Source organism: Burkholderia sp. MSMB2157WGS (genome assembly GCF_001532755.1).
Lineage (GTDB): Bacteria > Pseudomonadota > Gammaproteobacteria > Burkholderiales > Burkholderiaceae > Burkholderia.
Map to the genome: position 1 here is coordinate 124,692 of NZ_LPJG01000005.1, position 14,581 is coordinate 139,272.

A 14,581-nucleotide genomic window follows, 5' to 3' on the forward strand; every position below is an offset into this window, starting at 1 on the left:
GGCGTCAGGCCGGGTACGCGCGCTGCAGCAGCGCGGCGACGTCGATCGCGTGCGGATCGAAGCCGCCGGCGATGCGGCCCCAGTCGGGGGCGGCGAGCCGCGTCGCGACGAACGCGTCGGCGACGGCCGCCGGCGCATCGCGGCGCAGCAGGCACGCCTGCGCGACGATCGCGAGCCGCTGCGCGAACACGCGGCCCGACGCTTCGAGCGTGTCGGCCGGGGCGGCGAGCATCGCGCGCAACGCGTCGAGCGCCGCGCGAATGCGCGGTTCGCCCGCGCCGAGGCCGGCGAGTTCGTCGAACAGCGCGGCGGCCGCGTCGGGCTCGCGCGACACCGCGCGCAGCACGTCGAGGCACATCACGTTGCCCGAGCCTTCCCAGATCGAGTTGACGGGCGCCTCGCGGAAGAGGCGCGCGATCGGGCCGTCGTCGACGTAGCCGTTGCCGCCGAACACTTCCATCACCTCGCCGGTCAGCTCGACCGCGCGCTTGCAGACCCAGAATTTCGCGGCGGGCGTGACGATCCGCTTCCACGCGCGTTCGCGCGGCGAGTCGTCGCGTTCGAACGCGTCGGCGAGCCGCATCGCGAGCGACAGCGCCGCTTCGCTCTCCAGCGCGAGATCGGCGAGCACGGTACGCATCAGCGGCTGCTCGGCGAGCGCGCGGCCGAATGCATGGCGCTGGCGCGTGTACGCAATCGCCTGCACGACGCCCTGGCGCAGCATCGCCGCGCTGCCGAGCACGCAGTTCAGCCGCGTGTAGGTGGCCATCTCGATGATGGTCGGAATGCCGCGGCCTTCGTCGCCGAGCATGATTCCCCACGCGTCGTTCAGCTCGATCTCGCTGCTCGAGTTGCTGCGGTTGCCGACCTTGTTCTTCAGCCGCTGGATCTCGACCGCGTTCTTCGTGCCGTCCGGCCGCCAGCGCGGCACGTAGAAGCACGACGGGCCGCCGGCTTCGGTGCGCGCGACGACGAGGTGCGCGTCGCACATCGGCGCGGAGAAGAACCACTTGTGGCCGCGCAGCCGGTATTCGCCGCCGCGCCCGCCCGCGCCGACCGGCGTGGCGAGCGTCGTGTTCGCGCGCACGTCGGAGCCGCCCTGTTTCTCGGTCATGCCCATGCCGAACCAGATCGCGCGCTTGTCGGCGACCGGCACGTCGCGCGGATCGTAGTCGTCGCTATAGAGCTTGTCGCGCAGGAGGTCCCACAGCGCCGGCTCCTTCTGCAGCACGGGGATCGCGGCCTGCGTCATCGTCGCGGGGCACAGCGTGCCGGCCTCGATCTGGCCGTGCAGGTAGAAGCCCGCGGCGGTCGCGGCCCAGCGGCCGCGGCGCGCGTCGCGGAATGCAAGCGACACGAAGCCTTCGCGACGATACCGGCCGAGCAGTGCGTGCCATGCGGGATGGAAATCGACGCGGTCGATGCGCCGGCCGCGCCGGTCGAACGCGTTCAGTTCCGGTGTATGGCGGTTCGCTTCGTCGGCGAGCCGCGCGGTGTCGGCGCTGCCGAGCCACGCGCCGTACGCGTCGAGCTGCGGCACGGCCCAGTCGGCGCCCGCCCGGGCGAGCGCGTCGCGCAGCGCGAGATCCGTCGCGAAGAGGTTATAGTCGACGAGTTCGTCGAACTGGTTCGTGACGGCGTGAGTCGAGTCGGTCATCGCGATGGTCTCCGGTCTCATGCTTCGCGGTCGGCCGGCGTCGCGCCGCACGGAGGGCGCGTCGGCGCGGGTTCCGGCTTCCGGTGAAACGTCTTCCCTGCTGAATTCAGAGTAGCAAATATGCCGCCGCGACATGTTCAGGTTCCGGCGCCGCCCGGCTCGCCGGCGGCGCAACCCGCGCCCGCGTTGCGCCGCCGGCCGCGCCAGTCGCGCGCGCAGGCGAGCTCCGACGCGCTGCAACAGGCGTTCGTTCAGCTTTTGCTCGAACGCGGCTACGCGAAGGCGACGATCCGCGAGATCGCGGCCGTCGCGGGCGTCAGCATCGGCACCTTCTACGAGTATTTCGGCGACAAGCAGAGCCTCGCGGCGCTCTGCATCCACCGCCGCGTGCTGGCGCTGGCCGACCGGCTGCGCGACACGGTGCAGCGGTTGCGCGGCGCGCCGCGGGCCGAGCTCGCCGCCGCGCTGGTCGACCTCCAGGTCGATACGATCGCCGCCGACGCGGCGCTGTGGAGCGCGCTGTTCGTGCTGGAGCGGCAGGTGTCGCCGCTGGCCGCCTATCGCCGGCATTACGACGCCTATGTCGCGCTGTGGCGCGACGCGCTCGCCCACGCGGCCGACCCGCCGCCGGCCGAACGGCTCGACGGGCTCGCGCGGATGGCCCATACGATCTGCTACGGCGGGCTGTCGCAGGCGTTGCTGACGCTCGGGCCGGCGCTCGATTTCGCCGCGCAACGCCGCGAACTGCGGGCCGTGTTGCTCGCTTACCTCGCGGCGGCGCACGCGTAGCGTTTCGTAGGGGAAATGCCCGATTCGCATATCGGGCGTCCGGGCGGGCCTTGCCGCCGAGGGCTTATCGCCGCGGGCCATGAGAAAAATGCATGGCCGCCATGACGAACTTTCGATTGTCCATCGATATTGGCTGGGGCTAAATCATGCGGCAGACGGCAGGGCCGCACATGGCGCGGCCCGCCCGAAGGACATCAGGAGGAGGAGTCATGCGAAGCGCGACCGCGCCCCGTTCGAAACTGCCCGACGTCGGGACGACGATCTTCACGGTGATCGGCCAACTGGCTGCTCGACACGACGCGTTGAACCTGTCGCAGGGCGCCCCCAATTTCGCGCCCGATCCGGCGCTCGTCGAAGGCGTCGCGCGCGCGATGCGCGACGGGCACAACCAGTACGCGCCGATGGCCGGCGTGATCGCGCTGCGCGAGCGGCTCGCCGAGAAGACCGAGGCGCTGTACGGCGCGCGCTACGACCCGGCCACCGAGATCACGGTGATCGCGAGCGCGAGCGAAGGGCTTTATGCGGCGATCAGCGCGCTCGTGCATCCCGGCGACGAGGTCATTTATTTCGAGCCGTCGTTCGACAGCTATGCGCCCATCGTGCGGTTGCAGGGGGCGACGCCGGTCGCGATCAAGCTGTCGCCCGCGCATTTTCGCGTGAACTGGGACGAGGTGGCCGCGGCCGTCACGCCGCGCACGCGGATGATCATCGTCAACACGCCGCACAACCCGACCGCGACGGTGTTCTGCGCCGACGATCTCGAGCGGCTCGCGCAGATCACGCGCGACACGGGCATCGTGGTGCTGTCCGACGAAGTCTACGAACACGTCGTGTTCGACGGCGCGCGGCACCAGAGCGTCGCGCGCCACCGCGAACTGGCCGAGCGCAGCGTGATCGTGTCGTCGTTCGGCAAGTCGTTCCACGTGACCGGCTGGCGCGTCGGCCATTGCCTCGCGCCGGCCGAGCTGATGGACGAGATCCGCAAGGTGCACCAGTTCATGGTGTTCTCGGCCGACACGCCGATGCAGGTCGCGTTCGCGGAAATTCTCGCGCGGCCGGACAGCTATCTCGGCCTGTCGGCGTTCTACCAGGCCAAGCGCGACCTGCTCGCGCGCGAGCTGGCCGATTCGCGTTTCGAGCTGCTGCCGAGCGAAGGCTCGTTCTTCATGCTCGCGCGCTTTCGCCACTTCTCGGATGAAAGCGACAGCGATTTCGTGCTGCGCCTGATCCGCGACGCGCGTGTCGCGACGATTCCGCTGTCGGCGTTCTATACCGACGGCACCGACGCCGGCGTGATCCGGCTCAGTTTTTCGAAGGACGACGCGACGCTGGTCGAAGGCGCGCGGCGGCTGCGTTCGCTGTAAAGAGTGGCGACGGGCATCCGGCGACGGGCATCCGGCGACGGGCACCTCGCCTCGACCAGACACAGGAGATCACGATGAAGCACACGACCACCCTGAAACTCGCATTCGCACTCGCGTGCGCAATCGGCTCCGGCGCGGCGCTCGCCGATGCGCCGACGTTGCGTTTCGGCCTCGAAGCGCAATACCCGCCGTTCGAATCGAAGGCGCCGAACGGCGACCTGCAGGGCTTCGACATCGACGTCGGCAATGCCGTCTGCCAGACGGCGAAGCTGTCGTGCAAATGGGTCGAGACCTCGTTCGACGGGCTGATCCCGGCGCTGAAGGGTCGCAAGTTCGACGCGATCAACTCGGCGATGAACGCCACCGAGCAACGGCGCCAGGCGATCGACTTCACGACGATCATCTATCGCGTGCCGACCCAGCTGATCGCGCGCACCGGCAGCGGCCTGCTGCCGACGCCGGAGTCGCTGAAGGGCAAGCGCGTGGGCGTGCTGCAGGCGTCGATCCAGGAAACCTTCGCGAAGGCGCACTGGGAGCCGGCCGGCGTCGCGGTCGTCGCGTACCAGGACCAGAACCAGGCGTATGCGGATCTGGTCGCGGGCCGCCTCGACGCGACGCTCGTGCTCGCGCCGTCCGGCCAGCGCGGCTTCCTGTCGCGCCCGGACGGCAAGGGCTTCTCGTTCGTCGGGCAGCCGGTGCACGACGACAAGATTCTCGGCAGCGGCATCGCGTTCGGCCTGCGCAAGGGCGACGATGCGCTGAAGGCGAAGCTCGACGCGGCGATCGACAAGCTGAAGGCGGACGGCACGGTGAAGTCGCTCGGCCTGAAGTATTTCGGCGATATCGACATTTCGACGAAGTAAGCGGGGCCGAGCACGATGCCGACCCCGAACCCGCGCGCGGCGGGCCGCGAACCGGACGATGCCGTCGATGCCGTGCTCGCCGCCGAACTGGGCGACGCGCTCGTCACGCGCGCAGCCGATATCGATCCGCGTTACTTCACCGCGTACAACGAGCCGCCCGGCGTGCGGCCGCGTGCGCTGGTGAGCCCGCGCAGCGTCGACGACGTGTCGCGCACGCTCGCGGCGTGCACGCGGCTCGGCCAGCCGGTCGTGCCGCAAGGCGGGCTGACGGGGCTCGCGCGCGGCGCGGTCGCGCTGGGCGGCGAGGTCGTGCTGTCGATGGAGCGCTTCGCCGGCATCGAAGCGCTCGACGCGGCGGCCGGCACGATCACCGTGCGCGCGGGCACGCCGCTGCAGACGGTGCAGGACGCCGCGCAAGCGGCGGGCTTCACGTTCGGCGTCGATCTCGGCGCGCGCGGCTCGTGCCAGATCGGCGGCATGCTCGCGACCAATGCGGGCGGCACGCGCGCGATCCGCTACGGGATGATGCGCGAGCAGGTGCTCGGGCTCGAGGTCGTGCTCGCGGACGGCACGGTCGTGTCGTCGATGAACCGGATGCTGAAGAACAATGCGGGCTACGACCTGAAGCAGCTGTTCGTCGGCAGCGAAGGGACGCTCGGCGTCGTCACGCGCGCGGTGCTGCGGCTGCACCCGTCGCTCGCGGCGCCGGCCACGGCGCTCTGCCGCGTGTGCGACTACGATGCGGTGGTCGGGCTGTGGAACCGCGTGCGCGCGCTGCCGGAGGTCGTCAGTTTCGAGGCGATGTGGCCGTCGTTCTACGACTACGTCGCGCGTCATACGCCGGGCGTGTCGGCGCCGTTCGTCGGGGACGGCGGTTTCGCGGTGCTGATCGAATGCGCGACGAGCGCGCCGGGCGGCGATGCGCGCCATGCGCTCGAAACGGCGCTGGCCGAGGGGTTCGATGCGGCGCTCGTCGACGATGCGGTACTTGCGAGCTCCGAGCGGCAGGCGCGCGATCTGTGGACGCTGCGCGAAGGCCTGGCGATCGACGCGTTGCCCCATCTCGTCAACTTCGACGTGAGTCTGCCGACGGGTGAACTCGGCGCGTTCGCCGAACGCTGCGAGGCGGCGTTGCGGGCGCGCTGGCCCGCGCTCACGTGCCTGTTCTTCGGCCATGTCGGCGACGGCAACGTGCATATCGGCGTGTCGCCGGCCGGGATGACCGACGCGCACGCCGATGCGATCGACGACTGCGTGTATGCGGTGGTGCGCGACATGGGCGGCTCGGTGTCGGCCGAGCACGGGATCGGCGTGCTCAAGCGGCCTTATCTCGCGCACACGCGCAGCGACGCGGAAATCGGGCTGATGCGCCGCCTGAAGGCCGCGCTGGACCCGCGCGGGATCCTGAATCCCGGCAAGGTGCTTTGACGGGGGCGATTCCCGTTGCCGACGGGAAGCGGCCGGCGCGACGCGTCAGCCGTCCACCCAGCGCAGCGCGCCGATCTTCAGGTGTTCGACCACGCTGCGCGCCCAGTCGAGCTCCGCATTGAGCAGCACGAGCGCATGCTCGTTTTGCAGCAGGAACAGGCGCGGCACCTGGTCGGCCTGCGCGGTGGCGCGCAGCGCTTCCAGCCGCTCGCGCTCGGCGTCGAGCCGTGCGATTCGCAGTTCGAGCTGATGGCGCGCATCTTCCGCGTCGAGCAGCGGCAGGAACGCGAGGCCGGCGCCGAACGCCGGGAATTCACGCGCGGGCTCCGCGAGCAGCGCATGCAACCACGCCTGCCCGGCCGTGTGCCCGGCTTCGGTCAGCGCATACAGCGTGCGCTCCGGAAACGCGCCGTCGCGCTCGGTGTCGTGCACGGCGATCAGCCCGTCGCGCAGCAGCCGGTCGATCGTCTGGTACAGGCTCGTACGCTGCCGCACGTTGACGACTTCGTCGTATCCGCGGGCCTTCAGTTGCTGCAGCATCCCGTACGGATGCATCGGCGTTTCGGTGAGCGTCGCAAGGATGGCCAGCGCGAGCGGGGACGGGCGACTCGTAGACATGAATAGTCAAAATATATCTAGTAATAATATAACTATTCTCGACTGGACTATCTTGTTTGGCAAGGGTTTCAGCCGAGGTGCGAGCGCTTCGCGGCGGGCGCGACGGTTTCCATCGTCGCGAGGCCGTGCACGATTCCGCAATCCTCGACCGAATGCTCGCCGACGCAACGGCGGCGCAATTCGGTGAGCTGGTCGCGCAGATGCATCAATTCCGCGAGGCGCGCATCGACGTGCCCGATGTGATCGTCGAGCAGCGAATTGATCGAATCGCAGCGATCGGCCGGCGTGTCGGTGAGTTGCAGCAGTGCACGGATTTCGTCGTGCGCCATGTCGAGCGCGCGGCAGTTGCGGATGAAGCGCAGCCGTTCGACGTGCACGTCGGTGTAGTTGCGGTAGTTCGAATCGGTGCGCTCCGCGTCCGGCATCAGCCCCTCTTTCTCGTAGAAACGGATCGTCTCGGGGGTGCAGCGGGCCGCTTTGGCCAGTTCGCCAATCTTCATGCCTTTCTCCCGTGTAAGGGTTGACCTTGTAGTGGCTTCAGGGTGTTAACTCTACACCGTCAAGCCACGAAGGAGGTTGTCATGACCGACGCCCAGCGTCCCCACGACCCACGACACCGTCAGGCCGACGGCGCCGATGCCTGCTGCGCAGAATCGTGCGACACGCAGACGGCGACCGTTGCCGACGCGGCGCCGGCGGCCGGCGAGCGCGCGCACGGCCATGACCACGATCGCGTCCACGGGCACGCTCACGCGGCACATGGCGAGGCGGGTGACGATCACGATCACGCCCATGCCGGCGACGACGAGCACGTGCACGGCGCCACGTGCTCGCACGGCCACGCCGCGCACGATCATGCCGGTCACGACCACGACTACGACCACGACCACGACCACGACCACGACCACGACCACGACCACGACCACGCGGCCGGCGCATGCTGCGCGCCGGCCGCGCTGACGCTCGCGCCGCTGCCGGTCGCGCAGGCGACCGCGTCGGGCCACGTGCGCTCCGCGTTCCGGATCATGCAGATGGACTGCCCGACCGAGGAAACGCTGATCCGCAAGAAGCTCGGCGGGATGCCCGAAGTGTCGGCGCTCGAATTCAACCTGATGCAGCGGATGCTGACCGTCGAGCACGTGCCCGGTGCGCAGCCGGCGATCGAAAGCGCGATCCGCACGCTCGGCATGACGCCGGAGGCCGCCACGGCCGGCGCCCCGGCGGCGCGCGTCGCCGCCGCGCCCGCGAAGCCGTGGTGGCCGCTGGCGCTCGCCGGCGTCGCCGCGCTCGCGTCCGAAGGCGCGACCTGGGCCGGGCTGCCGGTGTGGCTGTCGGCGGCGCTCGCGCTCGCCGCGGTGCTCGCGTGCGGGCTCACCACGTACAAGAAGGGCTGGATCGCGATCCGCAACGGCAACCTGAACATCAACGCGCTGATGAGCATCGCGGTGACGGGCGCGATGGCGATCGGCCAGTGGCCGGAAGCCGCGATGGTGATGGTGCTGTTCACGATCGCCGAGCTGATCGAGGCGAAGTCGCTCGACCGTGCGCGCAATGCGATCCAGGGCTTGATGCGGCTCGCGCCGGATACCGCGACCGTGCGGCAGGCCGACGGCGCGTGGCGCACGATCGAGGCCGCGCAGGTCGCGCTCGGCGCGGTCGTGCGCGTGAAGCCGGGCGAGCGGATCGGACTGGACGGCGAAGTCGTCGCGGGCCGCTCGACCGTCAACCAGGCGCCGATCACCGGCGAGAGCCTGCCCGTCGAAAAGACGACCGGCGACGCGGTGTACGCGGGCACGATCAACGAATCGGGTTCGTTCGAATACCGCGTGACGGCCGTCGCGGCCAACTCGACGCTCGCGCGGATCATCCACGCGGTCGAGGAAGCGCAGGGCGCGAAGGCGCCGACGCAGCGCTTCGTCGACCAGTTCGCACGCGTCTACACGCCGATCGTGTTCGCGGTCGCGCTGCTGGTCGCGGTGGTGCCGCCGCTCGCGATGGGCGGCGCGTGGCACGACTGGGTCTACCGCGCGCTCGTGCTGCTCGTGATCGCGTGCCCGTGCGCGCTGGTGATCTCGACGCCGGTGACGATCGTGTCGGGCCTCGCGGCGGCCGCGCGGCGCGGGATTCTCGTGAAGGGCGGCGTCTATCTGGAAGAAGGGCGCAAGCTCGCGTGGCTCGCGCTCGACAAGACCGGCACGATCACGCACGGCAAGCCGGTGCAGACCGACTTCGACGTGCATGCGGACGGCGCCGATGCGGCGCGCGTGCGGCACCTCGGCGCGAGCCTCGCCGCGCGCTCCGATCACCCGGTGTCGCAGGCGCTCGCCGCCGCGGCCCGCGACGCCGGCACGACGGCATTCGCCGACGTGCAGGACTTCGAAGCGATCGTCGGGCGCGGCGTGCGCGGCACGATCGACGGCATGCGCTACTGGCTCGGCAATCACCGGCTCGTCGAGGAGCTCGGGCGCTGCTCGGCGGCGCTGGAGACGAAGCTCGACGCGCTGGAGCGGCAGGGCAAGAGCGTCGTCGTGCTGGTCGACGACACGCGCGTGCTCGGCATCTTCGCGGTGGCCGACACGATCAAGGACACGAGCCGCGACGCGATCGCCGATCTGCATGCGCTCGGCATCCGCACCGCGATGCTGACGGGCGACAACCCGCATACCGCGCAGGCGATCGCGCGGCAGGCCGGCATCGACGACGCGCGCGGCAACCAGTTGCCGGAAGACAAGCTCGCGGCGGTCGAGGAACTGTCGGCGGGCGGCGCGGGCGCGGTCGGGATGGTCGGCGACGGGATCAACGATGCGCCGGCGCTCGCGCGCGCCGACATCGGCTTCGCGATGGGCGCGATGGGCACCGACACGGCGATCGAGACGGCCGACGTCGCGCTGATGGACGACGACCTGCGCAAGATTCCCGCGTTCGTGCGGCTGTCGCGCGCGACGCACCGCGTGCTGGTGCAGAACATCGGCTTCGCGCTCGGCGTGAAGGTCGTGTTCCTCGGCCTGACGGTCGCGGGGCTCGGCACGATGTGGATGGCGGTCTTCGCCGACGCGGGCGCGAGCCTGCTCGTCGTGGCCAACGGCTTGCGGCTGCTGTCGTCCTCCGGGGCGTTCGGCGGCGCCCGGGCCGAACGTTGAGGAGCGGGCGATGGGCTTTCTGAAACGGATTCTCGGTGGGCACGGCAGCGGCGGAAACCGGGGTGAGCGCAGCCCCGGCGGCCCCGGTAGCGGGCATCACGGCGGATATCACGGCGGATATCACGGCGGGACACGTCAGGGCGGCCATGGCGGCCACGATGCGCGCGGCCGCGATCACCACGGCTGGGGCTGGCAGGCGCCGGCCGATGCCAGTGGAGGGCGAGGCGGCCAGGGTGGCAACGTGCCGCTGAGCCAGCTCGCGTGCGCGGGCTGCGGCGCACTCAACGCAGCCGATGCACGCTTCTGCGCACAGTGCGGCGCGGCGCAACGCAGCAAGGCCTGCAGCCGCTGCCATGCGGCGTTGGCGACCGACGCGCGGTTCTGTCCCGGTTGCGGGACGCAGGCGGCTTGAGCCTCTCCGCGAGTTCGCGCCTGCCAGGCATACGCACCGGCCGGCGCGCTTCGTTCGACGGCCGGCGCACCGGCCCGTCGCTCAGCGCAGCGGCAGGTGAATTTCGGTGAGCAGGTCGGCCGGCGCCGTGTCCATCGGCGTATTGAGGTAGAGCTCGAACGGCGGCGCGTCGGCGGCTTCGCGGCCCGAGTGGCGCAGCCAGTCGCCGTAGAGCCACTGGTAGGCCGTCTTCAGGTCCGCATACGGCCCGGTATGCAGCAGCACCGCGTATTCGCCGCCGGCGATCGTCACGCGCTCGACCGGCGGCGCGGGCGCCACGTCCGGCGCGCCGTCGGCCGGCATCCAGCACGCTTTCGCGCGCAACTGCGCTTCGGGCGTCGTGTCCGGATCGTCGTAGAAAATCCCGATCATCTTCGCGCCCGGGCCGATCAGCCCGTGCTGCCCGGCCCACGCGCCGATCTGCCCGAACGCGTCGCCTACCTTCATGTACGCGCCGGTGTGCGTCACCGCGTAGCCGCGCAGTGCCGGCAAGCGCCGGATCTCGACCTCGTGCTTGAACATGTCTTCCTCTCCTCGCTGTAACGGATAAATCGGCCGGTGGCGGCCGGTGCGCCGGTGCTGCGCGGGCAGCACGCCGTACGCGTCGCGAAACGCCCGCGCGAACGCGTGCGTCGAACCGTAGCCCGCGCGCCGCGCGATCTCGTCGAGCGGCCGCTCGGTGCAGACCAGATCCTCGGACGCCCGCACGATCCGCATCCGCCGCACCGTCGACACGATCGACTCGCCGTACAGCGCGCGATAGACGCGCTGCCAGTGATACGGCGACAGGCACGCGATTTCCGCGAGCCGATTCAGGTCGAGCGGGCCGTCGAGATGCGCGCCGATGTACGCGTGAACGCGCGCCACGCTCGCTGCGTAGCGGACCCACGCGGGCGGCTCGGTCTTCGTTTCGGATGCAGGCATCGGCGTGTCCGGGGCAAGAACCGACGCCACGGTAGCACGGCCCGAATGGACAAATCTTGCGGAAATGCGTAGTGGTCCGAAATCTGCCCCTTTTTATTTCATCGAAATGGGGTCTTGCCCCGCCGCAATCTAGAACTAAAGTTAAAGACGGTGAAATCGGGTGATTGCGTCATTTTTCTCGGGTAAGTTGCTCGGACGGGGCAGCACGCTTTTTCGAAGTACGCAGGTCGTTCGTCGATGTTCAATCGCACCACCACGTTTTCGGGAGAAGAAGAAATGGATGCTTCCAGCTTCATCACGTCGCTGCAGACCACGCTGGGCGGATACCTGCCCAAGATCGCCGGCGCGATCGGCATCCTGGTGATCGGCTGGCTGATCGCCGTGGCGGTGCGGGCCGGCGCGCTGCGCCTGCTCAACGCACTGAAGGTCGATCAGCGGATCAACGAAAGTACCGGCCAGGGCGCGTGCGTCGAACGCATCATCGCCGGCGGCCTGTTCTGGCTCGTGCTGCTCGTCACCGCGGTGGGCATCTTCAACGTGCTCAACCTGTACGCGGTCTCCAATCCGTTCTCGCTGCTCGTCACGCACATCGTCAACTACCTGCCGAACCTGATCGGCGGCGCGGCGCTGACGCTGATCGCGTGGCTGATCGCGTCGCTGCTGCGCAGCCTCGCGAACCGCGCGCTGAAGGCGAGCAAGATCGACGACAAGCTGTCCGAAGGCGCCGGCATGCAGCCGATGAGCGGCTATCTCGGCGACGTGCTGTTCTGGCTCGTGATCCTGATGTTCCTGCCGGCGATCCTCGCGTCGTTCGCGCTGTCGGGCCTGCTCTCGCCGGTGCAGGGGATGGTCGACAAGCTGCTCGCGATCGTGCCGAACATCTTCGCGGCCGCGGTGATCGGCTTCGTCGGCTGGGTCGTCGCGCGCGTGCTGCGCGGTCTCGTGACGAACCTGCTGGTCGCCGCCGGCGCCGACCGCCTCACGCAAGGAATCGACAGCCCGACGCCCGTGCGCGTGTCGAGCCTGATCGGCACGATCGTCTACGTGTTCGTGTTCGTGCCGACGCTGATCTCCGCGCTCGACGCGCTGAAGATCGACGCGATCTCGATTCCCGCGACCAACATGCTGAACCAGTTCCTCGGCGCGGTGCCGGACATCGTCGCGGCGATCGTGATCGTGCTCGTCACGTTCTACTTCGCGCGCTTCGTCGCGTCGCTCGCGCAGAAGCTGCTGGAAGCCGCCGGCGCGGACGGGCTGCCGGCCGTGCTCGGCGTCGAGCGCGTGTTCTCGGGCATCCTGCAGCCGTCGGTGCTGGTCGCGCGGCTGATCGTGTTCTTCGCGATGCTGTTCGCGGCGGTCGAGGCCGCGAACCGGCTCGGCTTCTCGCAGGTGCGCGACGTCGTCACGCTGTTCATCGAGTTCGGCGGCCACGTGCTGATGGGCGGCGTGATCCTCGTGATCGGCGTGTGGCTCGCGGGCCTCGCGCGCCGCGTGATCGAGCAGGCCGATCGGGAGCACAGCGTGCTGTTCGCGCGCATCGCGCAATTCGCGATCCTCGGCCTCGTGTTCGCGATGGGGCTGCGCGCGATGGGCATCGCGAACGAAATCGTCCAGCTCGCGTTCGGCCTCGTGCTCGGCGCGATCGCGGTGGCGGTCGCGCTGTCGTTCGGCCTCGGCGGCCGCGAGGCGGCCGGCAAGCTGCTCGACCGCTGGTTCAACCAGCGCGGCGGCGGCCAGTAAGCACGGCCGATCCGGCCCGCGCTGCGCGGCCGGATCGGCGCGGCCACATGCGCGGCCGGCGTTTTCGCAAGCGAAACGTCAGCCGCGATCTTTGCCGAATTTCGATAACACGTCGTTTAATGACTCTCTAGCATCGATTCTCAGTCGCGCGGGCGTGCAGGCCCGGCGCCCTTGAGGAGAGAGTCCGATGAAAGCAGAGTCGAATGGCCGGCCCGCCGCCGGCGCCAGGTCGCCCGGCCAGCCCGCGCTGCAGCAGACGCTCGGGACCTGGCAACTGTGGGGTATCGCGGTCGGCCTCGTGATTTCCGGCGAATACTTCGGCTGGAGCTACGGCTGGGCGAGCGCCGGCACGCTGGGTTTCGTGATCACCGCGCTGTTCGTCGCGGCGATGTACACCACCTTCATCTTCAGTTTCACCGAGCTGACGACGTCGATCCCGCACGCGGGCGGCCCGTTCGCGTATGCGCGCCGCGCGTTCGGCCCGACCGGCGGCTATCTGGCAGGAGCTGCGACGCTGGTCGAGTTCGTGTTCGCGCCGCCCGCGATCGCGCTCGCGATCGGTGCGTACCTGCACGTCCAGTTTCCGGGGCTCGAACCGAAACACGCGGCGATGGGCGCGTATCTCGTGTTCATGGCGCTGAACATCGTCGGCGTGCAGATCGCCGCGACCTTCGAGCTCGTCGTCACGCTGCTCGCGATCTTCGAGCTGCTGGTGTTCATGGGCGTCGTGTCGCCGGGCTTCGCGTGGAGCAATTTCACGAAGGGCGGCTGGTCGGGCGCCGATCACTTCAGCGTGGGCGCGTTCCACGGGATGTTCGCGGCGATTCCGTTCGCGATCTGGTTCTTCCTCGCGATCGAAGGCGTCGCGATGGCCGCCGAGGAAGCGAAGAACCCGAAGCGCTCGATTCCGATCGCGTACGTGGCCGGGATCCTGACCCTCGTGGCGCTCGCGATCGGCGTGATGGTGTTCGCCGGCGGCGCGGGCGAATGGACCAAGCTCGCGAACATCAACGACCCGCTGCCGCAGGCGATGAAGTACATCGTCGGCGAGAACAGCGGCTGGATGCACATGCTCGTGTGGCTCGGGCTGTTCGGGCTCGTCGCGTCGTTCCACGGGATCATCCTCGGCTATTCGCGCCAGATCTTCGCGCTGGCGCGCGAAGGCTATCTGCCGGAGTGGCTCGGGAAGGTGCATCCGCGCTTCAAGACCCCGCATCGCGCGATCCTCGCGGGCGGCGTGGTCGGCATCGCCGCGATCTACAGCGACGAGCTGATCCAGTTCGGCGGGCAGACGCTCACCGCGAACATCGTGACGATGTCGGTATTCGGTGCGATCGTGATGTATATCGTCAGCATGGCGGCGCTGTTCAAGCTGCGCCGCTCGCAGCCGAACCTGGAGCGGCCGTTCCGCGCGCCGCTGTATCCGATCTTCCCGGCATTCGCGATCCTCGCGGCGCTGGTCTGCCTCGGTACGATGGTGTATTTCAACGGGCTGGTCGCGCTGGTGTTCGTCGGCTTCCTCGCGGTCGGTTACGCGTACTTCCTCGCGACCCGCGCGCAGCGCGCGAGCGCGCCCGGCGACGCGCTGCTGGAGGAGTGAGCGATGC

13 protein-coding genes are annotated in these 14,581 nt (G+C 69.4%); 8 read left to right on the plus strand and 5 right to left on the minus strand.

The genetic code is table 11. The features are described 5' to 3' along the window. Window positions 1-4: 4 nt before the first annotated feature. On the minus strand, window positions 5-1,657 hold the full coding sequence (locus tag WT53_RS01990; protein WP_034209637.1) for an acyl-CoA dehydrogenase family protein: 1,653 nt from the start codon (window positions 1,655-1,657) through the stop codon (window positions 5-7). Between the two features lie 120 nt (window positions 1,658-1,777). Between WT53_RS01990 and WT53_RS01995 the strand changes: the two genes are divergently transcribed. The 4 genes from WT53_RS01995 to WT53_RS02010 all read left to right on the plus strand — a co-directional run bounded on the left by WT53_RS01995 (window position 1,778) and on the right by WT53_RS02010 (window position 6,101). After that, window positions 1,778-2,446, plus strand: a complete 669-nt coding sequence (locus tag WT53_RS01995) for a TetR/AcrR family transcriptional regulator (protein ID WP_034209636.1) — start codon at window positions 1,778-1,780, stop codon at window positions 2,444-2,446. A gap of 209 nt (window positions 2,447-2,655) precedes the next feature. After that, complete coding sequence (locus WT53_RS02000) at window positions 2,656-3,810, plus strand: pyridoxal phosphate-dependent aminotransferase (protein ID WP_034209635.1); 1,155 nt, start codon at window positions 2,656-2,658, stop codon at window positions 3,808-3,810. A gap of 74 nt (window positions 3,811-3,884) precedes the next feature. Beyond that, window positions 3,885-4,673 carry an ABC transporter substrate-binding protein gene (locus WT53_RS02005; RefSeq protein ID WP_034209634.1) on the plus strand — a complete coding sequence of 263 codons (789 nt, stop codon included), beginning with the start codon at window positions 3,885-3,887 and terminating at the stop codon, window positions 4,671-4,673. 15 nt (window positions 4,674-4,688) lie between these two features. Continuing rightward, window positions 4,689-6,101 carry an FAD-binding oxidoreductase gene (locus tag WT53_RS02010; protein ID WP_034209633.1) on the plus strand — a complete coding sequence of 471 codons (1,413 nt, stop codon included), beginning with the start codon at window positions 4,689-4,691 and terminating at the stop codon, window positions 6,099-6,101. Between the two features lie 45 nt (window positions 6,102-6,146). Here the strand turns inward: WT53_RS02010 and WT53_RS02015 are convergent, their stop codons facing one another. The 3 genes from WT53_RS02015 to WT53_RS34010 all read right to left on the minus strand — a co-directional run bounded on the left by WT53_RS02015 (window position 6,147) and on the right by WT53_RS34010 (window position 7,531). Next, entirely contained in the window at window positions 6,147-6,719 is a 573-nt protein-coding gene (locus WT53_RS02015; protein ID WP_034209632.1) for a PadR family transcriptional regulator, read from the minus strand. Window positions 6,720-6,787: 68 nt separating this feature from the next. After that, window positions 6,788-7,219 carry a Cd(II)/Pb(II)-responsive transcriptional regulator gene (gene cadR / locus WT53_RS02020; protein WP_034209631.1) on the minus strand — a complete coding sequence of 144 codons (432 nt, stop codon included), beginning with the start codon at window positions 7,217-7,219 and terminating at the stop codon, window positions 6,788-6,790. A 51-nt stretch (window positions 7,220-7,270) separates the two neighbouring features. Next, the gene (locus WT53_RS34010) at window positions 7,271-7,531 is read right to left on the minus strand and encodes a hypothetical protein (RefSeq protein ID WP_230624978.1); all 261 of its coding nucleotides are present in this window, start codon (window positions 7,529-7,531) and stop codon (window positions 7,271-7,273) included. On the opposite strand from WT53_RS34010, the gene WT53_RS02025 reads away from it, so the two are divergent. Beyond that, complete coding sequence (locus WT53_RS02025) at window positions 7,532-9,859, plus strand: heavy metal translocating P-type ATPase (protein ID WP_257127809.1); 2,328 nt, start codon at window positions 7,532-7,534, stop codon at window positions 9,857-9,859. Between the two features lie 10 nt (window positions 9,860-9,869). Further along, on the plus strand, window positions 9,870-10,271 hold the full coding sequence (locus WT53_RS31700; protein WP_080747861.1) for a zinc ribbon domain-containing protein: 402 nt from the start codon (window positions 9,870-9,872) through the stop codon (window positions 10,269-10,271). Between the two features lie 81 nt (window positions 10,272-10,352). On the opposite strand, the gene WT53_RS02035 is transcribed toward WT53_RS31700, so the two are convergent. After that, a complete protein-coding gene (locus WT53_RS02035) occupies window positions 10,353-11,234 on the minus strand; it encodes a GyrI-like domain-containing protein (RefSeq protein ID WP_034209628.1) in 882 nt (293 codons plus the stop codon). A 276-nt stretch (window positions 11,235-11,510) separates the two neighbouring features. Here WT53_RS02035 and WT53_RS02040 point away from each other — a divergent pair, with 276 nt between their 5' ends. Both WT53_RS02040 and eat read left to right on the plus strand, forming a co-directional pair. Then, window positions 11,511-12,974 carry a mechanosensitive ion channel gene (locus WT53_RS02040; RefSeq protein WP_034209627.1) on the plus strand — a complete coding sequence of 488 codons (1,464 nt, stop codon included), beginning with the start codon at window positions 11,511-11,513 and terminating at the stop codon, window positions 12,972-12,974. A gap of 187 nt (window positions 12,975-13,161) precedes the next feature. Continuing rightward, window positions 13,162-14,574, plus strand: a complete 1,413-nt coding sequence (gene eat, locus WT53_RS02045) for an ethanolamine permease (protein ID WP_034209626.1) — start codon at window positions 13,162-13,164, stop codon at window positions 14,572-14,574. The last annotated feature ends 7 nt before the right edge of the window (window positions 14,575-14,581 follow it).